Raw genomic sequence first — 23189 nt, forward strand, 5'->3', positions numbered from 1 at the left:
TTTGCGGTCATAAATTAAAGAGACAGTATGATTTCGGTTGAAGGACTAACAGTGGAGTTTGGCGGTTTTACGCTTTTTGATGATATTTCTTTTGTGGTAAACAAGAAGGACCGTATCGCTTTGGTGGGCAAGAACGGAGCGGGCAAATCTACAATGTTGAAAATATTCGCAGGCCTGCAATCGCCGACTTCTGGAACTGTTAGCGTACCGAAGGAGGTCACGATCGGATACCTGCCCCAGCACATGCAATTGGTGGATACCCGTACGGTTCGGGAGGAGGCGGAATGCGCTTTCGAGCATATCCATGAGATGGAGGAGGAGATCAATCGCTTGAATACTCAATTGGCGGAGCGTACGGATTATGACTCCGAGGGCTATCAAAAGCTGATTGATCGTGTCACGTATCTATCGGAGCATTTCCAGATGATGGGAGGAAACAACTACCATGCGGAGTTGGAGCGTACATTGGCCGGACTAGGTTTTAGCCGTAGCGATTTCGACCGCCCGACGTCTGAGTTCAGCGGAGGCTGGCGCATGCGTATCGAGTTGGCGAAGCTCTTACTCCGTAGGCCGGACGTGTTGCTGCTGGATGAGCCGACGAACCATCTGGATATCGAGTCCATCCAATGGTTGGAGAACTTTATCGCTACCCGTGCCAACGCTGTGATCTTAGTGTCGCACGACCGTGCCTTTATCGATAATACGACTTTCCGGACCTTGGAGATCGAACTAGGTAAGGTCTACGATTATAAGGTAAAATATTCGGAGTACGTCGTACTTCGCCGTGAACGCCGTGAGCAGCAGCAGCGCGCTTATGAGAACCAACAGAAGAAATTGGCCGATACCGAGGCGTTTATCGAGCGTTTTCGTTATAAAGCCACGAAGTCCGTACAGGTACAATCCCGCATCAAACAATTGGAAAAAGTGGAACGTATTGAGGTAGACGATGTGGATACAGCCATGTTGCGGCTGAAATTTCCGCCCGCTCCCCGTTCCGGTTCTTATCCGGTGATCTGCGAGGAGGTGGCGAAGCGTTATGGCGATCATCTGATCTTCGATCATGTGACGCTTACGATCAACCGGGGTGATAAAGTCGCTTTTGTCGGAAAGAACGGTGAGGGTAAATCTACCTTGGTGAAATGTATCATGGGAGAGATTACCGATTTCACCGGAAAGCTCCAATTAGGCCATAACGTGAAGATCGGTTACTTCGCCCAGAACCAAGCGCAGCTATTGAACGAGAACCTTACCGTTTTCGATACGATCGATTACGTAGCCCAAGGGGATATCCGTTTGAAGATACGGGATATCCTAGGTGCTTTCATGTTTGGCGGCGAGGCCTCCGATAAGAAGGTGAAAGTCCTGTCGGGTGGCGAGCGTACCCGTTTGGCGATGATCCGCTTGTTATTGGAGCCGGTCAACCTGCTGATTCTCGATGAGCCGACGAACCACTTGGATATGCGTTCGAAAGACGTGCTGAAAGACGCCTTGAGGGAGTTCGACGGCACGGTGATCGTGGTTTCCCACGACCGTGAGTTCTTGGATGGCCTAGTCGATAAGGTCTATGAGTTCGGTAACCAGAAAGTCGTCGAGCATTTAGGCGGCATCTATAATTTCTTGGAGCATAAGAAAATGGATAGCTTGCGTGAATTGGAACGTTCTACTGGGACGAGTACTTCCATGTCCGGTACCGGTGAGGCTCAGGTATCCCATAACAAGCTCTCCTATGAGGCAAGGAAGGAACTGAGTAAAGTGATTAAGAAAGCGGAGAAAGCTGTTGCCGAGGCCGAGGCCCGTATCTCGGAGCTTGAGAATGGCATTGCCGTTATCGAGGCGAAGCTGGCTACGCCGGAAGGTGCCTCCGACGCTTCTCTCTACGGTGAATATTCTGCCCTAAAAAAAGAACTTTCCGATGCGATGGATCTATGGACCGAACGGACAATGGAGTTGGAAGAGTTGAATACGCAGGATTCATGAAAAGGCTGCTAGTCAGTGAAAGGCAGCTTATCTGATCTTTTTGATTCAAATACTCCTGTTTTCGTGACAAGTGCTTGCCGTTGATGATGCGAAATAGCGGAAGAGAGAGTGCGAGAGCTGGCTTTTAAAAGGGAGAATATCCCTTTTCCCATGCGTGATAGGCCGCATTGGGCTACGCCAGTACTGCCATCGGCCGACGCATATGCCGCCGTTGGGCATCGTGACTACTCAAGAATAGGGTTATGACTACTCGTGAATAGGCATTCTTACCCTGCTAGAACCGTATTGTAACCCTATAAATGATACCAATCTCTCCCTTTGATATGAATTAGGATGAATTGATTTCGCTAGAATAAAAGGCTGTTTTGGGGTATGGTGTTGGCCATTAGTTGATTACTGAAATTTTCTTTCGGATTTAGAGGCGAGCTGTACTTAGGGCCCGGAATATTCGATTCTCCGGAGGTTCGGATTACAAAGTGTCATTTTGATTATTCTTTGAAAATAACCTCTAATAGCTTACTCGTTTTAAAAAGAAAGTCCTTAACTTTGCTATCCAAAGAAACGCGAAAGCTTAAAACACATATCATGTTAACACAGATCATTAATGGAAAGATTCTTACCCCGCAAGGCTGGCTGAAAGACGGCTCGGTATTGATAAGCGACGGGAAGATTTTAGAAGTGACAAACTGCGACTTAGCGGTAGTGGGGGCAACCTTGATAGACGCCAAAGGTATGTACATCGTCCCCGGAGGCGTGGAAATTCACGTGCACGGAGGTGGAGGCCGTGATTTTATGGAAGGCACCGAGGAAGCTTTCCGTGCGGCGGTGGCCACACACATGAAACACGGTACTACCAGTATCTTCCCCACCTTATCCTCTTCTACCATCCCGATGATCCGTGCCGCCGCCGAGACCACCGAGAAACTGATGGCCGAGAAAGATAGCCCGGTTCTGGGGCTTCACTTAGAAGGACATTATTTCAATATGAAAATGGCTGGTGGACAAATCCCTGAGAACATCAAGAATCCCGATCCCGAGGAATATATCCCTTTGCTGGAGGAAACGCATTGTATCAAGCGCTGGGATGCCGCTCCGGAACTTCCGGGAGCGATGCAGTTTGGTAAATATATCACCTCGAAAGGCGTGCTCGCCTCGGTAGGGCATACCCAAGCCGAGTTTGAGGATATCCTGACCGCTTATGAGGTAGGTTATACCCACGCCACCCATTTCTATAACGCCATGCCGGGCTTCCATAAACGCCGCGAGTATAAGTATGAGGGAACGGTGGAAAGTATCTATCTGCTCGATGATATGACCGTCGAGGTCGTGGCCGATGGTATCCATGTGCCGCCTACGATCCTTCGTCTGGTCTATAAGATAAAAGGTGTGGAACGCACTTGTCTGATCACGGATGCCTTGGCTTGCGCTGCCAGTGATAGCCAAGTCGCTTTCGATCCCCGTGTCATCATCGAGGATGGCGTGTGTAAGTTGGCCGACCGCTCGGCCTTGGCGGGTAGTGTCGCCACGATGGACCGCCTGATCCGTACGATGGTGCAGAAGGCCGAGATCCCCTTGGAGGATGCCGTGCGTATGGCCTCGGAGACTCCCGCCCGTATCATGGGCGTATCCGATCGCAAGGGAACGTTGCAGCGGGGCAAAGACGCCGATATCGTCTTGTTGGACCGTGACTTGAATGTCCGTGCGGTCTGGGCGATGGGTAAGTTGGTTGAAGGTACGAATAAACTATTCTAAGCAAGAACGATTATGTTGACACAGATTATAAATGGCCATATCCTTACGCCGCAAGGATGGATGAAGGATGGTTCCGTATTGATTAGCGACGGGAAGATATTGGAGGTTACAAATAGCGATTTAGCGGTGATTGGCGCCAAGGTGGTGGATGCGAAAGGAATGTCGATCGTTCCCGGTTTCGTGGCGATGAATATCCATGGCGGTGGGGGCTTCGACTTCTCCGAATGTACGGAAGAGGCTTTCCACGGTGCGGTAGCTGCCCATCAGAAGCATGGGGCCACGACGATATTCCCTACCGTGTTGGCTCCGGAAATCGGGGTGATCGATAAGGCGGTGGCCGTATGCGAGGAGATGATGAGGAAAAAAGACGGCCCTATCTTGGGATTGCATATCGAGGGACCGTATCTGAATCCGAAGATGGCGGCGAGCCTGTTTATCGATAAGGAGAATCCCGCCGACCCGAAAGAATATAAAGAGATATTGGAACGCACGGATTGCATCAAGCGCTGGGATTCCAGCCCGGAGATACCGGGTGCGCTTGAGTTCGCCCAATACTTGAAGTCGAGGGGAATCCTATCCGCTATCTCGCATACGGAAGCGGAGTTTGATGATATTAAGACCGCTTACAATGCCGGTTTCACGCATGCGGCTCATTTCTATAACGCCATGCCTGGTTTCCATAAGCGTCGTGAATATAAGTACGAGGGAACGGTGGAAAGTGTTTTCTTGATGGACGATATGACGGTAGAGGTGATTGCTGACGGGCGTCATTTACCCTCTACGATCCTCCGATTGGTCTATAAGTTGAAAGGAGTGGAACGTACTTGCTTGGTTACGGACGCTCTCTCATGCGCAGCCAACGAGGGTAAGCCGTTATCCGATCCCCGCATTATCATTGAGGATGGCGTATGCAAGTTGGCGGATCATTCTTCATTGGTGGGAAGTATCGCCACGATGGACGTACTGGTACGTACGATGGTGCAGAAGGCTGACATTCCTTTGGCCGATGCAGTCCGTATGGCTTCCGAGACTCCGGCCCGCCTGATGGGGGTAAGCGATCGCACCGGAACCTTGCAAAGAGGGAAGGATGCGGATATCGTGATCTTGGATCGTAAGTTGAACGTGCGTGCGGTATGGAGCATGGGAAACTTAGTTCCGGAGACAAATACATTGGTCTAAACACGTTAATAATAAAGAGAGGGGCTGTCTTGGCTGGCCGGGACGGTCCTTTTTTATTTTTAGGCGATATAGATCAAACCTTTCGGCTAATAAATTTGTTCTATCAACGTATGGCGAAATCAGTACTTATTTCATATATTTGTGATTCAAGTAAGATTGTAATACTAAATCAATAATTAAACATGAAAACGAACCTTAGTTCTCAAATTACTCTGACGCGTATACCGTTGCGGTATTATCGCCCGGAAAATGCTTTCGAGCATTCAGTTTTAACTCGTTTGGAAAAGATTCCGACAAACATTTACGAATCGGCCGAGGAAGGTTCTTTCGCTATCGCTAAAGAGATAGCAACACAAATCCGTAAAAAACAAGATATTGGTAAGCCCTTCGTGATCGCTTTACCCGGCGGACGTTCTCCGCTAAGCGTTTACAAGGAGTTGATCCGTATGCATAAAGAGGAGAAATTAAGTTTCCGCAATGTGATTGCTTTCGTGGAATATGAGTTCTATCCATTGGCTAATCCCAGCGCCGGAAATCTGGCTCGCCTAAAAGAGGAGTTATTCGATCAGGTCGATATCGATCCTGCGAATATCTATTGCCCGGACGGAAGCATGCCGAAAGACGCTATCCTAGATTTCTGTCGCCAGTATGAGGAGACGATCCAATCCGTGGGAGGTATCGATTGCATGTTGCTAGGTATCGGTAACTCCAGCAATATCATGTTCAACGTGGGTGGAACGACGATCAGCTCGCGTACCCGTATGGTCTTGTTGGAAGGCGCTTCCCGCAAAGAGGCTGCCCGTACGTTCCCTTCGCAGGAGAATGTCCCGGCAGGTATCATCACGATGGGTATCTCTACGATGATGAACGCCCGCAGCGTGATCTTGATGGCTTGGGGCGAGGATAAGGCTAGCATTGTCGCTAAGACCGTTGAGGGCAAGGTTAGCGATGCCGTTCCTTCCAGCTATTTGCAGAATCATCCGAACGCCAAGGTCGTGATCGATCTTTCCGCCGCTTATGACTTGACTCGTATCAGTCATCCTTGGTTGGTGACTAGCTGCGAGTGGGATAATAAGTTGATCCGCCGTGCGATCGTTTGGTTGTGTCAGTTGACGGACAAACCGATCTTGAAATTGACAAACAAGGATTATAGCGAGCACGGATTGGGTGAGCTATTGGCGTTATATGGTTCCGCTTACAACGTAAATATCAAGATATTCAACGATATCCAGCATACGATTACCGGATGGCCGGGTGGCAAGCCGAACGCCGACGATTCCAATCGTCCGGAGCGTGCTAACCCGTATCCGAAGAAAGTGATCGTATTCAGTCCGCACCCGGATGATGACGTGATCTCCATGGGCGGAACCTTGCGTCGTTTGTGCGACCAGCATCATGATGTGCATGTGGCTTACGAGACTTCCGGTAATATTGCCGTAGGCGACGAGGAGGTAATCCGTTATTGCGAGTATTTGCGTGATGTATGTGAGAAATACTCTCCCGACTCGGCCGTGAAGGATAAGGCGAACGAGATCATCAACTACCTGCGTTACGAGAAGGTGGAGAACGGCGAGCCGGAGCGGAAGGATGTCCTCTTTATGAAAGGAACGATCCGTCGGGAGGAGGCCCGTCACGGTTGCCGCTACTCGGGCGTGAAGGACGATCATGTTCATTTCTTGGATCTTCCGTTCTACGAGACCGGATTAGTGAAAAAGAATGATTTGAGTGAGGTCGACAAGGATATCGTAAAGGCCCTGTTGCTCGAGATCAAGCCGGATCAAATGTTTGTCGCCGGTGACTTGGCTGACCCGCACGGAACCCACAAGGTTTGTCTGGATGCCGTACTGGCCGCTATCGACGAGGTGAAAGACGAGGAATGGATGAAGAACTGCCGTGTATGGATGTATCGCGGCGCATGGGCAGAATGGGAAATGGACCATATTGAGATGGCCGTACCTATCAGTCCGGAGGAGTTGCGCTTCAAACGTAACGCTATTTTGAAGCATCAATCGCAGGCCGAGAGCGCTCCGTATCTGGGTGACGACGAGCGTTTGTTCTGGCAGCGTGCCGAAGATCGCAACCGTGCTACCGCGGAGTTGTATCGCCAATTAGGTTTGGCTTCTTATGAGGCGATCGAGGCGTTTGTACAATATATCCCGTTGAGATAATATCTAGCGATAGAATAATCTGAAAGCCCTATCTGATTAAGTTCGGATAGGGCTTTTTGTTTTTGTGTTATTTTTTTCGTGTGGGCGTAAGTAGATCTGTTTCTATGATCGTATATAGATAAAGGAGAAGCCTTGAACTGTCTAATATAATACAAGAAATGTCCACATTGAGCATGAAAGACTATATTATTAAGAACCATGAGTTGGATAAATTTAAATTATTATATCTGGAGAATGCCCCCAGACTGATCTTTTATGCCTCGAAATATGTGGATAGCGATACGGCGGAAGATTTAGTGCATGATATATTCATCAAGATCTGGCAAAAGAAAGAGATTTATTCCGTGGAAGAAGGCTTGAAGACATACCTATTCCGTTCCGTTCAAAATGCTTGCCTCGATTACCTAAAGCATAAATCAATAGAAATGACTTATGCGGATGAGGTTGCTCGTAGACTAAAGATAGAGGAGATAGATTATTATAATCAGTCGGATGCGGCGGAGCTGGAGAAAGAGCGTCTGGACTCCGTTTACCGGGAAATAGCCAAGTTACCGGACAGATGCCGAGAGGTTTTTACGTTGGCTTATGTGGACGGGAAGAAATCAGTGGAGATCGCAGGAATGCTAAATATCTCTCAACGTACGGTAGAGGCGCAACTCTATAAAGGATTGAAGATCATACGGAATGTGTTGGCGCTTCTGGCACTGGTTTTATTTTTTAGATGAAAATACGGTAGAATACGTAAGTAAAAAGAGGAAACCGGTCGTATATATTATAAATGAAACAGAAAATGGAATCTAATAATTCGATAGAAGAACTGATCATACGCTATTTGCAGAACGAGATTCAAGAGGATGAACTTCGAGTGTTGGATGCTTGGATTCATGAGAGTGACGCTAATAAAGCCCACTTCTTTGAGCTTAAGGGGCTTTTTGACACTCGGAAAGAAGTGGCGTTCTTGAACCATTATTCCGTGGAGCGTAGTTGGGAGCGAATGGCTGGAAAGCTGGATGCGATCTCTGGCGTATCTGTGAAATCCAAGGTCCTTGGCAAACAGTTCTGGCTTTCATTCTTGAGATATGCGGCGATTATCGTAATCGCTATGGGAATAGGTGTGGGTATGAATCAATGGATAAGCAATCGTTTATATGCCGGCGATATGGAATATAACGAGATCGTAGTGGAAAAAGGCGGACGTGCGAACACGCTATTGCTATCCGACGGCAGTAAGATCATACTCAATGCCTCCACCCGTTTTAAATACCCCACCTCTTTTAATGGAGATGAGCGTGTGGTTCATCTGGAGGGTGAGGCCTATTTCGAGGTTGCGAAGAATCATTCGAAACCTTTCATCGTAAAACTAAAGAACCAACAAATCACGGTACTCGGAACCTCATTCAATATACAGGCTTTCAACGATGATCGCTTTAGCGTCACCACCTTATTAAGTGGTAGTATCCTGTTGGAATCTTTTGACGCTCAAGGACGGAAAATGAGTAGCATGAAGCTAAAGCCGAATCAACAAGCCCGGTCGGATAACCGGACCGGCTCTATTTTCTTGTCAGAGACAGATGCCTCGATCTCGAACGCTTGGGTAGGAGGGAAATATCGTTTCAAGGATGAGACCTTAGTCTCTATCGTAAAACGTCTGGAGAATTACTATGGGGTAAATATCCGCTTGGCGCATGACAGTCTGCGGAACATCCGCTACACAGGAACCTTCTCCTTGGATCAAGGTATACAAGAGGTGCTAGATATTATTAACTCGGAGAAACAATTCACTTTCACGAAAGACGGAAAAGATATCCTGATATCGGCGAGGAGCAAATAACAAAATAATAGATGTATAACCTTAAACATTCGAATTGCCTATGACAAATACCTGATCACAAAAAAGAATCGGGACTGACACCACTCACCCCCGATTCTTAGACGTTCATTATTCGTTTAATCACCTTTATCGCTGTCCTCTAAAAAGTAGCGAGCAAGGTAAGTCATTAATAAAAAATAATTACAAACTTATGGAAAAAGTCTGGAATAGCGATGAGCTATTGCCTAAAAAAATTAAATCAATCATGAAGATCACATTGCTTTTTTTAATACTGGGTATATTGCATGTCTCGGCGGATACCTATGCGCAAAAAGCTCAAGTTACGGTAGAAGTAAAGAACGGGACGTTCTATGATGTCGTCTCGGAGATTGAGAAACAGACCGAGTTCATGTTTTTCTATAAGAGCGAGGATATCGATAATAGTAAGCAGGTGGATATACAGGTGAAGAATCGCCAAGTCACCGACGTGTTGAATGAGTTGTTGAAAAACACGAACTTGACCTACCGCATATCAGGTAAGCACATCACGATCTTGAAGAAAGACGCCGTACAGCAACAAAAGAAAAAGATCTCCGGTATCGTTACGGATCCGGATGGCATACCGGTTATCGGGGCCAATGTCGTGATAAAGGGTACGACGGTCGGTACGGTTACGGATCTGGATGGAAAGTTTAGCTTGGATGCGGCTAATAACGATATCCTGTCATTTTCCTATATCGGCTATGCGGAGCAAGAGATCGAGGTCGGGAATCGTACACTGTTTAACGTGAAGTTGGCCGAGGATTATAAGGCGCTTGAAGAGGTCGTTGTCGTTGGATATGGTACGATGTTGAAACGAAACTTGTCAACATCAGTGGGTTCCGTAGACTCGGAGAAGTTATTGGAGCGTCCGAATGCCACGAACGTATTCCAAGGATTGGCCGGAAAGGTGGCTGGTGTTAATATCGCCTTGAATTCTGGTGCGCCGGGTGGTAGTCCTGCGATAAAAATCCGTGGTATCGGTTCTTTGAATTCTTCTAATACACCGCTATATGTGGTCGATGGTGTGGTTGGCGTGGATCCGGACCAGATTGATCCGAATATTGTCCAGTCTATCGATATCTTGAAAGACGCTACTTCCTCTTCTATTTATGGTGCGAGAGGTGCGAATGGCGTTGTGGTGATAACAACAAAGGAAGGTAAGAAAAATACGACGAATATCTCGTATAATACAGTTCTGTCAGCAGGAACGTTAGCTCGTAAAGTCGATGTCTTAAATGCGGAAGAGGCTTTGGATGTATTCAAGCGTGCTTATGAGGCTCAACCGGGACGTATCGCTCCCCATCTGGATCCGAGCAATATGTTTACGCATAAGAATGACCTGTTCAATCCGGACGGGACTCCGAAATATGATACGGATTGGCAGGATGCCGTGACTCGTACGGCTTTTTCTCATCAGCATTCACTTAGTTTCTCTGGAGGAAGCGATAAGCTGACCGCTGTGGCGAATGTAAGTTACAAAGATAATCAAGGTATAATGTTGGAGACCTATAAACGTCAGTTAAACGCATTTATCAATGTCGGATGGGATTTGAAAGAATGGTTCCATTTACAGGCCATGTTGAATGTTGGATCTAGTAATGCCCGAAACTCGGAGAATGCGATCTCTCGGTATACATTGGAAGCATTACCGTTCCTTCCGGTTCAATATGAGGATGGTACCTATTCCCGTAAAGGAGATTATCCAGGTGCGGAAGATACGGAGAATCCCGTGAGGATTTTAAAGGAACGTAAGAATATCGATAAGAATCAGTACACGTTGGCTAACGTGATTGGTACGTTTAAGATTACCTCTTGGTTAAAGTTAACGACTAGCTTCAGCCGCCAGGATGGTTCTTATATCAATTCATCTTATAACCCGAGTACCTTATTCGGCTATGGAGATACTCAAAAGGGTAAAGCGGAGAAAGCACATCGAAATACGATGTCGTGGACGAATGAGGACTACTTGACTTTTGATAAAAGCTGGAATAAGCATAACTTGAATGTCGTAGCGGGAGCCAGTTGGTATTACTCAAAAACAGAGAAAAGCGAGCTAGGGGCCGAGAATTTCTTCGATGATTATTTTGAGTACAATAATATGGGAGTCGGCACCGTACGTTCTAAGGTTGGCTCAGACTATACGGATAATAAAATGAATTCTTACTATGCCCGTATCAACTATAATTTTGACAATCGTTACTTATTGGGCGCTTCTTTCCGTGAGGATGGTTCTTCTCGTTTTGGCTTGAATAACCAATATGGTTTCTTTCCTTCATTCTCGGCCGCTTGGCGTGTATCCAATGAGAATTTCTTCGAGAACGCAAAAAAGGTGATTGATGATATGAAAGTCCGTTTGAGCTACGGTACGGTGGGTAACGCGGAAATCGGTGATTATGCGTCTATGGCACGTTATGAGAATAAACGCCTTCCTTTTGGCAAGGATATGACGACGATCGTTACGTTGAAAAGTATGGCAAATCCGGATTTACGCTGGGAGAAATCCAGACAACTTGATGCGGGTATCGATTTGAGTTTCTTTAATGGGCGTATCGAGTTTATGGCGGATTATTATCATAAGATTACGACTGATTTATTGTATGAGCTACAATTGCCTTCTAACTCGGGATATGAGAAAACTATGACAAATCTGGGTAAGATCCGTAATCAAGGTCTTGAGATGAGCTTGAATACACGCAATATCCAAAGCCGTGATTTCTTATGGACTACCTCTTGGAATTATACGATGAACCGATCGATGGTACTGGATATAAATGATAATATCATTGGTAAATGGGGAGGACGTATTGAAGAGGGACATCCTTTAAATGCCCTTTACGGCTATGTTCGCCTAGGTACATGGGGAACCGATGAGGCGGAAGAAGCCGCTAAATATAATAAGAAACCCGGCGATATCAAGTATTGGGACAAAAATGGTAATGGAATGAAGGATGGTGAAGACCAAGACTATATCGGAAATGGCGCTCCTAAATTCGAGATGAATATGACAAATACATTCTCGTGGAAAGGCTTCACGTTTATGTTTGATTTACAATGGGTGTATGGTAATAAGTTGATTAACTTCACTCGCCAGTTGATGGGTAACCGTGTGACATTCTCCAATGCTTATGCGGACATTCCGGTGAACGCTTGGACGCCGGAAAACCAAAACACGATGGTGCCTAGCTTGCGCCTTCCGGGAGATGGATATGAGAATGACGTAGATTCTTGGAGTTGTGAGCCGGGTTCGTTCTTGCGTTTACGTAATATCGGCTTGAAATATGACTTTAGTTCCCGTATGCTTTCTGCCGCTCACATCAAGAGTTTATCCTTGGGATTCAATGTGGAGAATGCGTTCTTGATTACGAACTATTCTGGTAGTGATCCGGAGGTGACGAGTTATGATGCTGTATTTGAGCAAGGAGTGGATTTTTATACCTATCCCAAACCTCGTACGTATTCATTTACTTTAGGTGTTAATTTCTAATTGTTTAATCTTTACTTCGTAAAAAACTAAGATATGAAAAATAAAGCGCATGTATGGATGTGTGGCTTGCTTTCGGCGACAATGGCTTTTACATCCTGTACGAATTTTTTAGAGGAAGACCCGAAAACCTTCTTGAGTCCTTCTGAATATTATACGACAGAGAACCAGATAAAGGCGGCTGTGGATGGCACTTATGACGGGCTTGATGATCTGTTGAGTTCCGACCTCGAGATTGCCACAGTTCACCTTTTTAACTTGGAATATCTTGTAGGTACTAGTTATCGTCCTCGTGCGGCCGGTAATGAGCAGAACCAGTTCTTGTTGCTTTCCGGTTTGGAAGAGAGTAACGGCATTATTCGTAACTTCTGGAAGGCTACTTTCTTTCCTTTGGAAAATTGTAATAGCGTGATTCAAAATGTTTCCGCTACGGATATTATTAGCGAGAGCCAGAAAGCGAAGTATCTGGGAGAGGCTTATTTCTTGCGGGCGTATTACTATTTTCAAGGGGTACAATTATTCGGGGATATCCCGTTGAAGACGGAACCTACGGTAGACTTGAATACGGTGAAGATTCCAAGGTCTCCTAAGGAAGATATTTATAACCAGATCGTGGAAGACTTGAAAAAGGCGGAGCAGTCCGGTTTGGATTGGAGTGATAAAACAGGCCATGTCTCTATGGGAGCGATCAAAACCCTTTTAGCCAAGGTTTATTTGACAATGGCAGGTTATCCGCTTCAAAAAGGAAATGAGTATTATCAATTGGCTTACGAGAAAGCCAAGGAGGTTATTGACAGTGGAGCCTTTAGCTTGTTCGCTGATTATAAGGATTTACGTGCGTTAGAGAACGAAAATAGTGGTGAGCATATTTTTATGATCCAGCGTGAGGCGCAAGATGCCGGGGCTCCTTTCCATTTTGGCCTTTTGCCTTATCCGGAACAACCGATTTCCATTACTCCGGCTTATGGGGGTGGTTTGGCTCCTCGTAAAGAGTTTTATGAAAGTTATGATGACCAAGATATTCGTAAACGGAATGAGGAGTTTTTCTATACTTCTAAACCCAAATATGGTGATCCGGAGACAACGATTACTTTGGATGTTCCTTATCTATGCAAATATTGGGATGAGAATGCGGAATCTACAGGAAAGAGCGGGGCGAATATCCCGGTTTACCGTTATGCGGATGTTCTATTAATGTGTGCGGAGGCAAAAGCTACCTTGGATGGAGGATCTACTTCTGACGCTACGGCGGTTGATGCTTATTTCCAAGTTCGTCACCGTGCGTTACCTGATGAGGCGAGACCAACTTCGATCACGGTTGATCAAGTATTGAAAGAGCGTGCGTGGGAACTCTGTTATGAGTTTACAGGATGGTATGATATGTTGCGTACTCACCGTGCGTTTGATCCGGTATCGAAGCAAATGGTTGATTTATTCGGCTATCAGGCGGTTAATCATACGTATCCGTTTAAAGAATCGGATTTGGTTTTCCCGGTACCTTTGCGTGAGAAAGAACTGAACCCTCTGCTCGGTGAGGATGTCGTTCGCTAAAAGTAAGCGGGCGATTCTCTAGACTAGAGGTGTGTGGGAGGATATTACTATCCGTAGTAATCCGGATTATTATCCATGATAAATACGATTACTATTGATAGTAATATTTTTTAACACGGTATATATTATTCATCACAGAAAATTAGAGAAGAGAGAAATAGAGATGAAAAGATATGTTTTGTTTGTCTGTTTGCTTTTATCAGGTCTTGCAAGAGTATATGCTCAGTCGATAGCTCCGTTTCAGAAAGGAGATCGGATCGCCTTCGTGGGAAACAGCATTACTTGCGGTGGTCATTATCATTCATATATCTGGCTGTACTATATGACCCGTTTCCCGGATCAACGCATCGATATCTTTAACGAGGGAGTAGGTGGGGATGTAGCCGAGATGATTTACCAGCGGTTGGATAAGGTTTTCGAACATGAGCCTACAGTGGTGACGCTATCTTTTGGCATGAACGATGTCGGCTATATGGATTTTCGGAAGCCGGGGGCCGATACGATCGCTCGGAACCGGGTAGAGAAAGCTTGTCGGGATTATGCTCTTATCGAGGAGGTCTATAAGAAGTATCCGGAGGTGAGGAAAATCTTGATCGGAAGTTCTCCTTATGACGAGACTTCCCGTTTCAATAAGGTCGCTTTCCCGGGGAAGAATACGCAGATCTTGAAGATCGTGGATTTCCTGAATGCCCGTGCCCGGGAGAATCAATGGGGATTCGTGGATTTCAATCGCCCGATGGTAGCGATCAACCAATGGGAGCAAGCGGCGGATTCCATGTATACCTTATGCGGGAAGGATCGTATACATCCCTCTACGGACGGACATCTGGTCATGGCTTATCTTTTCTTGAAAGCGCAAGGCCTGGCCGGTAAGCTGGTAGCCGATATCCGGATAGACGGAGCGGGGAAAAAGGTGACTCGCTCGGATAATTGCCGTGTCTCGGATTTGTCTGTTTCCTCGGATAACCTTACTTTTACGTACGAGGCGAAATCGCTTCCGTATCCTATCGATACCTCTTATTATGATAATGAGAAACATACGCAGGCAGATGCCTTGAGTGTTATCCCTTTTATGGATGAGATGAATTATGAGGGATTGTCCGTGAGCGGTTTGTCGGATGGATATTACGGGTTGACGATCGGTGGGGAGTTTATCGGTCGTTTTACGGCGAGGGAGTTGGAGCGAGGCATCAATATGGCTCTTCTTCAGAATACCCCGCAGTATAAACAAGCGATGAAGATCCGCCAGATGAACGAGGAACGCTGGTTGAAAGAGCGTAAGATGCGCGAGTTCTATTGGGTGGAATATAACTTGATGCGGAAGACGGGCATGCTTTGGGCCTGCGACGAGGCTGCCGTGGACACTTTACGCAAATACCGTCCCCACGACATCTTCTTGCAATGGAACGGCGACCTTTGGCTACAATACATGCACAAGGGGATTCGTGAGGATTGCGTGAATGAGCAACAGGATCTGGTCAACCGGATCTATGAGCAAAATAAACCAATCCCCTTGCAAATAGAGATCAAGAAATTTACAGACTTGTAGAGACGGGGCGTGCCCCGTCTTCCACCGACTGGAAGTATTCTAAATGTGAATTAATAGTACATATTATATGAAAAAGAAACTAGCGATATTCGTATTAAGCCAATTCTTGTTGGCCGGTTGGGCGGATGCCCAACAAGCCTATTTCATCGATGGCTATCATGGCGGTATCTACGGGCATTACCCGGTGGGACAAACCGCCTTTATCGCCCAGAAATTAAGGCAGAATCCCAACTGGAATATCAATATCGAGATCGAGCCTGAATCATGGGAAGTCGTACGGCAACGAGACCCCGAAGGTTACGAGGCTTTCAAGCGCTTATTTAAGGATCAATCCGTGGAGAGCGGGCGGATCGAGTACGTAAACCCGACCTATGCCCAAAGTTATTTCTTCGGGACATCCGGCGAGAGCGCTATCCGCCAATTCGAATATGGAATACGGCTGATCCGGAAACATTTCCCCGAGGCGGTATTCACCACCTATTCGGCGGAGGAGCCTTGCTTTACCAGTTGCCTGCCCTATATATTGAAGTCATTCGGCTTCTCGTATGCCTCTACTAAGAACCCGAATACGATGTGGGGTGGCTACGTAAGCGCCTACGGAGGTGAGTTGGTGAATTGGGTAGGGCCGGATGGTACGAGACTTACCACCGTCCCCCGTTACGCCTGCGAGGATTTACAACCCGGCTCTTGCTGGCAATCCATCTCGTGGTTCAATACGGAGGACTACATCCATAAATGCTTGGATGCCGGTATCCAGCACCCGGTCGGCATGTGTATCCAAGATGCCTCATGGAGCCATGGTTGGGATAAAGGCCCTTGGCTGGGACAGGATACGACGGGCTATTATACGCCGACCGCCTATAAGACTTGGCGGAATTACATCCAAGACTGTTCCGTCGGGACTACTCAGGATGATTGGTATTTCTCGCAAGAGGATGTCCTAGGTGGCTTGATGTGGGGAACGCAGGTCATGCAGCGTTTGGCCGGAGAGGTACGGGTAGCCGAGAACGCTATCGTGCGTGCGGAGAAAATGGCGGCTTACGCTCGCTTATACAAAGGCATGGAATGGCCGACCGAACGTATCGATGAGGGATGGCGCACGCTTTTATTGTCGCAGCATCATGATTGCTGGATCGTTCCTTACAATCAACTACAAGGGAAAAAGACATGGGCGGAGACGGTTACGGATTGGACTGGGGTGACCATTCAAAACAGCCGTCAGATAATTGATAACGCCTTGTCCTTATTGAAAGAAAAGGAAGGTGAATCCACGGTGTACGTATATAATACCTTGGCTACCGACCGGAATGAATTGGTGGCGGTGGAAGTTCCCGCCTCATGGAGAAACTCAGATTGGGTGGTTCTTGATAAGCGAGGGAAGAAACAGCCGGCTCAATGGCTGACGGAAGACGGCGTTTCAAAACTCTTGTTTCGTGCGCAAGTCCCCTCTGCCGGTTATGCCTCTTATGCGATCCGGAAGGCAGAGGATAAACAGTCCGGAACCTTGAAGGCTGAGAGACAGAAAGACGGTACGTTTCGCATGGAAAGTGATTTATACACCTTGGTGCTAAACCCCTCTAAAGGAGGTGTAATAGAAAGCTTGAAAGCGAAAGCCGTACGAGGCAAGGAATTCGTGGATAACCGGAATGAACGTGGGTTCAATGAGCTTCGGGGATATTTTATCGATGAGGGTGGTTTCCTTTCCAGTATGGATCAACCGGCTGAGGTGAGCGTGTTGGAGCAAGGGCCCTTATTCGTGAAGGTAGCTGTGAAAGGCAAGATTGGAAAGTATTCATTTACCCAAACGATCCGGTTAACGCAGGGAGAGCCTCGCATCGATATGAGTGTTAAGCTGGATTGGATAGGAAGCCCTCGTATTGGTGAGCCGGGTATCGAATTCCGTGCGGATAATCCTCGTAAGTCATTCTATGACGACCGTTACAAACTTCTGGTATATCTGCCTATCCAGATCGCCAACCAACAGATTTATAAGGATGCTCCGTTCGATGTTTGCGAGAGCCGGTTGGAGAATACCTTTTTCAATCGTTGGGATAGCATCAAGCATAATATCATCTTGAATTGGGTGGATGTAGCGAGCAAGGATAACTCTTGCGGTCTGTCATTATTCACGGATCATACGACCAGCTATGCGCATGGTAAGGATTTCCCATTGGCCTTGAACGTACAATACGCCGGTAAAGGCTTGTGGGGCCGGGATTATATCATAGACCGTCCGACCGAGATCTCGTATGCCTTGATCCCTCATGCCGGAACTTGGGAGAAAAGCCGTATTTGGACACAAAGCGAACGACGCAATGAGCCTTTGGTCGCAACCTTGGACGGCGATGCTACCTTGACATCCGGTTCCCTTTTCCGGATAGAGAATAATGCCTACGAGTTGGTCTCCATGGTCTATAAAGGTAATGACCTTTACATCCGCCTATTCAATGCCCAAAGCGATGCCTCCCCTAAAACGATAACCTTCCAAGGACAAGACGTGAAAGCGAGCTTGGTGGAATTGGATAACCGTCTGGTTGAGGACTTAACCGTCACCGAGAAGAAAGGCGCCAGTTCAATGCGTCTCTCTATCCCTCGTTACGGGATAAGGACATTAAAAGTAAGCTGTAAGAATATCTAATGTAGAGACGGGGCATGCCCCGTCTCTCTTTATCCCTAATTAATCCCCGTTTCTCTTGCCTCTTTCGGTGGAAAGATGTTATTTTGCATCCCGAATTAAAAGAATAGGCGTTATGTTGAAATTCTTCAAGACATGGACACTCCCTATCTCCATGTTAGCGGGTGCGATAGGGTATTTTGTTTTCGCCAATGTTACTTTTCTGGAGCCTACAAAGCCGTTCATGTACACTTTAATAGCGTATCTGACGCCCTTTTTGATTTTTGCGCAGTTGCTCTTAACCTTCTGTAAGATCTCTGTCCGGGAATTGATGCCCAGCCCTTGGCATGGTTGGCTATTGCTTATCCAAGCGGTTTCCAGTTTGGTGCTTGCCGCCTTATTGCTCTGGCTGCCAATGAGAGAGGAATACCGGGATGTGTTCGAGGGAGCGATGGTCTGCCTGATTTGCCCAACCGCTACGGCGGCCGCCGTGATTACGGGTAAATTAGGGGGAAGCGCCTCTAGTCTGACTACTTATACCTTATTATCGAATCTATTGGCAGCGATTGTCGTGCCGCTGGTCTTCCCATTAGTGGAACCGCATGCCGAGATTACTTTCTTCGCCGCATTCTTGAAGATCTTGGGAAAAGTCTTTCCATTGCTGTTATTCCCGTTTTTCCTCGCTTTGTTCTTGCGTAGATTCATACCACCTATCCATCGCTTCCTTGCGGGGCTTCGAGACATGGCCTTTTACCTCTGGGCCGTCGCTCTAGCTATCGTGACCGGGCAGACCGTGAAATCCTTGGTCAATAGCGAGGCGGAGATTTATGTAGAAATCCTGATCGCTTTAGGCGGCTTGATAACCTGTATCGCGCAGTTTTATTGGGGAAAGCGCATCGGCAAGAAATACAATGACCGTATTAGCGCCGGACAAGCCTTGGGACAAAAAAATACCGTGTTAGCTATCTGGATGTCTTACACCTATTTGAACCCCTTGTCTTCTGTTGGCCCGGGAAGCTATGTACTGTGGCAAAATATTTTTAACAGTTATCAGCTGTGGAAAAAGAGAAATAAAGAATTGGAAAATTAAATATCGATAGCTGATATATAATAATTTGACCACAGAATATTTTCGTCTTCTTTTTTGCGTATTCACTATTTTTTCTATAAATTGCCACTGTTTATCAGTGAGGTTGGTTGAATATTGTTCCATAACTTAATGTTTTAGTAACCACTAGGTTTTAAATAATATATCAGTTAATTAACTGATATTCAATATGATAGATAATTATATAGTAATTGTTTTAATTCATTTTTAAACAGTTTCTTAATGTCTGAAACGATTGTTGACTTGAATTTTCTTGAGGCTGGAGTTCAATGTTTCCCAATGTATCACTATGAGGAACGTAAAATTGAGAGTAAAACTTTGTTTGATGATGCCGAGGACACCATTCAGAATAATTATATTCGTCGTGATGCCATCTCCGATTTCATTTCAGAACGTTGTCGCAAAGCCTACGGTCCACATGTGAGTAAAGAAGATATTTTTTACTATGTTTACGGCATTCTGCACAGCACGGAATATCGCACCGCCTTTGCCGCCGACCTTAAAAAGATGTTGCCCCGTATTCCATTAGTGGATGAAGCCCTTGATTTTTGGAGTTTTAGCAAAGCAGGAAGAAACTTAGCGGAATTGCATTTGAACTATGAGAATCGTCCTTCGGCAACCGGAGTCATTGTGACCTATAATACCATTCCGCAGAGCGAAATAGAAAAAGTAATGCAATCAGGCGAGATGGAGACAATCAATTATCAAGTTGAAAAGATGCGCTTTCCCTCCAAAACGGATAAAAGCAAAATTATATACAACAGCCAGATAACGATTGAAAATATACCAGCCACAGCTTATGAATACATAGTAAATGGCAAAAGTGCTATCGAATGGATTATGGAGCGTTATGCCGTCATCACTCACAAAGATAGCGGCATCACTAATAATCCTAATGACTGGGCAACGGAACATGACAATCCCCGCTATATATTGGATTTGCTCCTCAGCGTTATTTTATTAAGTATAGAGATGATGGAGATAGTGAATGGATTACCGAAATTAACCTTTTAAATATGGCAAAAGAACGTTCAGCAATAGCAACAATCAAAGGATATTATTATCAATTTGACTATTTTATCCTTCAGTTACTAAAATGCAATAATGAAACTGATTCCATTTGTATTGAAGGCATCGAGGATGTTGATTTAAAAACAGTTGATGAAAGTACTGCTATTCAATGCAAATATTATGCAGGAACAGAATATAATCATTCTGTTATAGCTCAACCATTGCGATATATGTTAGATCATTATCTATCAAAAGCTAATAATGGTATAAAATATAAGATTTATGGGTATTACAAATCAGGTCAAGATAAACTTATATTACCTATTAATATAGAATTTTTTAAAAGTAACTTTATAAGTCTAAAAGCATTTAAAGGTCTTTCGATAGAAGATAAACAAATAATATCATTTTTATCAAATTTGGAGATAGATATTGCAGCAAGAGAGTTTGAACAGCAAGAGACTGATATTTTTAATGAACTAAAAAGACTCTTTAGCTGTAATGATTTTGAAGCAGAATACTTTTATTACAATAATTCATTAAGAATAGTAAAAGAATTATCGATAAATCCGGATATTTCTCAAAGAAGAATAACAAAACGTGAATTTATTGATAAAATCAATAGTAAGGATATATTTTTCAACCAGTGGTTCTTGATAAAAAAAAGCATCAAAGAATATTGCTTAATGATTAAAAGAGAATATTTTTCTCCTTTAAATTTATCTCCTTTTGAACGTTTTTTTGTTATAGAGTGCGACTCGATAATTTCTGATACAGAAATAAAATCTTTACTAATCCAAATTGGAAATAAATATTCAAAAATAGAAGCAAAAAATCCAAGTCCATTCTGCCCTTATGTATATCTATATGGTTTACCTGAGAATAGATTGAAAAATATTTTAAAAAGTTTACATGATGACAACTTTATTTTTATAGATGGCTACGATTATAAAGATGCTGAATTTTCAGTCAATTCAATTGTTAAAAAGGCTACTTGTTACAATGGATTAAAACTTAAAATCTTGTACAATAAGGAAGATTTAGATTCTGTAATAGATAGTATACAAAAGACTCGAAAGATTTATCAATTTTATACAAGAATACCTTTTTATGAAAATACGAACCATGAACATATCAAGATATTAGTTGAACAAACAATTCATATCAATAAAATAATATAATTATTATGGTAGAACAAGAAAAAATTAATGCAGAAGTAATATCTGTATTTCCCAATAAAGTAAAAATATCAGTAGATAAATTAGAAGATTTCTGTTTAGCAGAAGAAAAGCTTAAAGTTGGTTCATATTTAAGAATCGCAGACAATGATAATGCTGTGTTAATTGCCATTATTGAGAACTTTTCCATTGAAGTTGGAGCAGATAAGGAAGGAAATGCAACAAGAAAGTATATTCTTGAAGCTAATCCCTTAGGATTGATTCGTGGTGACAAGTTTGAGCGTGGTGGAGATACAATAGCTATTCCACCTAAAAAAGTTGAGCCTGCTAAGAAAGAAGAAATTTCTAAAATTTATGAAGAATCTCTTGAGGCAAAAGACAAGTTCACTTTCTCTAAACTTTCTACAAATAAAGATATTTCGGTTCCTGTAAATGGTAATAAGTTTTTCAATAAGCATATTGCCATCGTAGGATCAACAGGTTCAGGGAAATCCCATACTGTAGCGAAACTAATTCAAAGTGCTACACATGAAAAAACAGGAGAATATTCTGGTTTGAATAATTCTCATATTATAATATTTGATATTCATTCAGAATACAAATCAGCATTTCCAGATGCAAACTTTATTGATATCAATAATCTTATACTCCCATATTGGCTTCTTAATGGGGATGAATTGGAAGAGCTTTTTTTAGAATCAGGAGATTTTAATAATTACAATCAGGCTTCTTTGTTACAAAAAGTGATAACTGAAAACAAGAAAAAATATAATTCAGAACTAGAAAATATATCTTTTGATACACCCGTGAAATTTATTTTAAATGAAGTAATCACTTGTTTGTCAAATCTTTCTAGAGAAACGAAGGATTATAAAAAGACAAATGAAATAGCAATAAAAGAAGCGCATCAGTGTTTTAATGATGAGTCAGCTAAAATTAATCATTACTTTACGAAAATATATACATTTGAAGAGCCAAAGAGCCAAAATTATTCAAAGGGTACGTACGCAGACGGAAGCATTGACAAATTTATCTCTAGAATAAAAAGTAAAGTTAATGATAAAAGATTAAATTTTCTTTTAGGTGAAATCACAGAAGACGTTACATTCGAAGATACTTTAAAGCATTTAATTGCTTATGAGGAAACAAAACATTCCAATATCACAATTATAGACTTAAGTGGGGTTCCATTTGATGTGTTAAGTATTACCGTTTCTTTGATTTCAAGGATAATATTTGAATATGGTTATTTTTATAAACGACTAAGATGCTCAAAGAATGGTGAGGAAAGAATTAATAACGATGTCCCTATCTTACTTGTGTATGAAGAAGCTCACAAATATGTTCCCAATAGTGATTTGGCAAAATATCGGTCATCTAAACACTCCATTGAAAGAATAGCAAAAGAGGGACGTAAATATGGTGTATCTTTACTCTTAGCTAGTCAGAGACCTTCTGAAATATCAGAAACAATATTTTCTCAGTGTAACAATTTTTTAGCCATGCGATTAACAAATCCAAACGATCAAAATTATGTAAAGAGACTGTTGCCGGATACACTTGGAAATCTTATTGATAAAATGCCGACACTCAAAGCCGGAGAGTGTATATTAATAGGTGAATCAGTTATACTACCTTCAATAGTTCAAATAGATCGTTGTAGCCCAGAACCATCGTCAAATGATATCCCTTATTGGAAATTATGGAAAGAGGAATGGAAAGATCTCAAAATAGATGAGATAAAAAAAGAATGGTATAAATAATAATAA

General features: G+C 44.1%; 14 protein-coding genes. All 14 read left to right on the forward strand.

Translation table 11 applies throughout. The features are described from left to right. Nucleotides 1-27: 27 nt before the first annotated feature. The 14 genes from BDI_RS01170 to herA all read left to right on the forward strand — a co-directional run bounded on the left by BDI_RS01170 (nucleotide 28) and on the right by herA (nucleotide 23183). Nucleotides 28-1977 (forward strand): ABC-F family ATP-binding cassette domain-containing protein, encoded by a 1950-nt coding sequence (locus BDI_RS01170; RefSeq protein ID WP_008774092.1) that lies wholly within the window; start codon nucleotides 28-30, stop codon nucleotides 1975-1977. Between the two features lie 585 nt (nucleotides 1978-2562). Beyond that, on the forward strand, nucleotides 2563-3729 hold the full coding sequence (gene nagA / locus BDI_RS01175; protein WP_008774091.1) for an N-acetylglucosamine-6-phosphate deacetylase: 1167 nt from the start codon (nucleotides 2563-2565) through the stop codon (nucleotides 3727-3729). 12 nt (nucleotides 3730-3741) lie between these two features. Then, nucleotides 3742-4908, forward strand: coding sequence for an N-acetylglucosamine-6-phosphate deacetylase (gene nagA, locus BDI_RS01180; RefSeq protein WP_005861742.1), 1167 nt, complete (start codon nucleotides 3742-3744; stop codon nucleotides 4906-4908). Nucleotides 4909-5090: 182 nt separating this feature from the next. Beyond that, a complete protein-coding gene (locus BDI_RS01185) occupies nucleotides 5091-7076 on the forward strand; it encodes a glucosamine-6-phosphate deaminase (protein WP_005861744.1) in 1986 nt (661 codons plus the stop codon). Between the two features lie 158 nt (nucleotides 7077-7234). Beyond that, nucleotides 7235-7801 carry an RNA polymerase sigma-70 factor gene (locus tag BDI_RS01190; protein ID WP_005861746.1) on the forward strand — a complete coding sequence of 189 codons (567 nt, stop codon included), beginning with the start codon at nucleotides 7235-7237 and terminating at the stop codon, nucleotides 7799-7801. 65 nt (nucleotides 7802-7866) lie between these two features. Then, entirely contained in the window at nucleotides 7867-8907 is a 1041-nt protein-coding gene (locus tag BDI_RS01195; protein WP_005861748.1) for a FecR family protein, read from the forward strand. A gap of 190 nt (nucleotides 8908-9097) precedes the next feature. After that, the gene (locus BDI_RS01200; RefSeq protein ID WP_005861750.1) at nucleotides 9098-12412 is read left to right on the forward strand and encodes a TonB-dependent receptor; all 3315 of its coding nucleotides are present in this window, start codon (nucleotides 9098-9100) and stop codon (nucleotides 12410-12412) included. Nucleotides 12413-12445: 33 nt separating this feature from the next. Beyond that, nucleotides 12446-13960: a RagB/SusD family nutrient uptake outer membrane protein gene (locus BDI_RS01205; protein WP_005861752.1), complete on the forward strand. Its 1515-nt coding sequence runs from the start codon at nucleotides 12446-12448 to the stop codon at nucleotides 13958-13960. A gap of 163 nt (nucleotides 13961-14123) precedes the next feature. Then, nucleotides 14124-15509, forward strand: a complete 1386-nt coding sequence (locus tag BDI_RS01210; protein WP_041525533.1) for an SGNH/GDSL hydrolase family protein — start codon at nucleotides 14124-14126, stop codon at nucleotides 15507-15509. 67 nt (nucleotides 15510-15576) lie between these two features. Continuing rightward, entirely contained in the window at nucleotides 15577-18147 is a 2571-nt protein-coding gene (locus BDI_RS01215) for a glycoside hydrolase family 38 C-terminal domain-containing protein (RefSeq protein WP_011965931.1), read from the forward strand. Between the two features lie 112 nt (nucleotides 18148-18259). After that, nucleotides 18260-19213 (forward strand): transporter, encoded by a 954-nt coding sequence (locus BDI_RS01220; RefSeq protein ID WP_005861757.1) that lies wholly within the window; start codon nucleotides 18260-18262, stop codon nucleotides 19211-19213. 240 nt (nucleotides 19214-19453) lie between these two features. Then, entirely contained in the window at nucleotides 19454-20245 is a 792-nt protein-coding gene (locus BDI_RS01225) for a type ISP restriction/modification enzyme (RefSeq protein ID WP_005861759.1), read from the forward strand. Nucleotides 20246-20247: 2 nt separating this feature from the next. Beyond that, the gene (locus BDI_RS01230; RefSeq protein ID WP_005861760.1) at nucleotides 20248-21423 is read left to right on the forward strand and encodes a DUF4297 family anti-phage-associated protein; all 1176 of its coding nucleotides are present in this window, start codon (nucleotides 20248-20250) and stop codon (nucleotides 21421-21423) included. A gap of 5 nt (nucleotides 21424-21428) precedes the next feature. Next, nucleotides 21429-23183, forward strand: a complete 1755-nt coding sequence (gene herA / locus BDI_RS01235) for an anti-phage-associated helicase HerA (protein ID WP_005861761.1) — start codon at nucleotides 21429-21431, stop codon at nucleotides 23181-23183. Nucleotides 23184-23189 lie beyond the last annotated feature (6 nt).

This window comes from Parabacteroides distasonis ATCC 8503 (assembly GCF_000012845.1).
GTDB classification, from domain to species: Bacteria; Bacteroidota; Bacteroidia; order Bacteroidales; family Tannerellaceae; genus Parabacteroides; species Parabacteroides distasonis.

Bases quoted from the DNA above. Each gene is read 5' to 3' on its own strand.
- BDI_RS01220 (WP_005861757.1), top strand. From the start codon at position 18,260: ATGTTGAAATTCTTCAAGACATGGACACTCCCTATCTCCATGTTAGCG.
- BDI_RS01230 (WP_005861760.1), top strand. From the start codon at position 20,248: ATGGCAAAAGAACGTTCAGCAATAGCAACAATCAAAGGATATTATTAT.
- BDI_RS01210 (WP_041525533.1), top strand. From the start codon at position 14,124: ATGAAAAGATATGTTTTGTTTGTCTGTTTGCTTTTATCAGGTCTTGCA.
- BDI_RS01225 (WP_005861759.1), top strand. From the start codon at position 19,454: ATGTCTGAAACGATTGTTGACTTGAATTTTCTTGAGGCTGGAGTTCAA.
- herA (WP_005861761.1), top strand. From the start codon at position 21,429: ATGGTAGAACAAGAAAAAATTAATGCAGAAGTAATATCTGTATTTCCC.
- BDI_RS01200 (WP_005861750.1), top strand. From the start codon at position 9,098: ATGGAAAAAGTCTGGAATAGCGATGAGCTATTGCCTAAAAAAATTAAA.
- BDI_RS01195 (WP_005861748.1), top strand. From the start codon at position 7,867: ATGGAATCTAATAATTCGATAGAAGAACTGATCATACGCTATTTGCAG.
- BDI_RS01205 (WP_005861752.1), top strand. From the start codon at position 12,446: ATGAAAAATAAAGCGCATGTATGGATGTGTGGCTTGCTTTCGGCGACA.
- BDI_RS01190 (WP_005861746.1), top strand. From the start codon at position 7,235: ATGTCCACATTGAGCATGAAAGACTATATTATTAAGAACCATGAGTTG.
- nagA (WP_008774091.1), top strand. From the start codon at position 2,563: ATGTTAACACAGATCATTAATGGAAAGATTCTTACCCCGCAAGGCTGG.
- BDI_RS01215 (WP_011965931.1), top strand. From the start codon at position 15,577: ATGAAAAAGAAACTAGCGATATTCGTATTAAGCCAATTCTTGTTGGCC.
- nagA (WP_005861742.1), top strand. From the start codon at position 3,742: ATGTTGACACAGATTATAAATGGCCATATCCTTACGCCGCAAGGATGG.
- BDI_RS01185 (WP_005861744.1), top strand. From the start codon at position 5,091: ATGAAAACGAACCTTAGTTCTCAAATTACTCTGACGCGTATACCGTTG.
- BDI_RS01170 (WP_008774092.1), top strand. From the start codon at position 28: ATGATTTCGGTTGAAGGACTAACAGTGGAGTTTGGCGGTTTTACGCTT.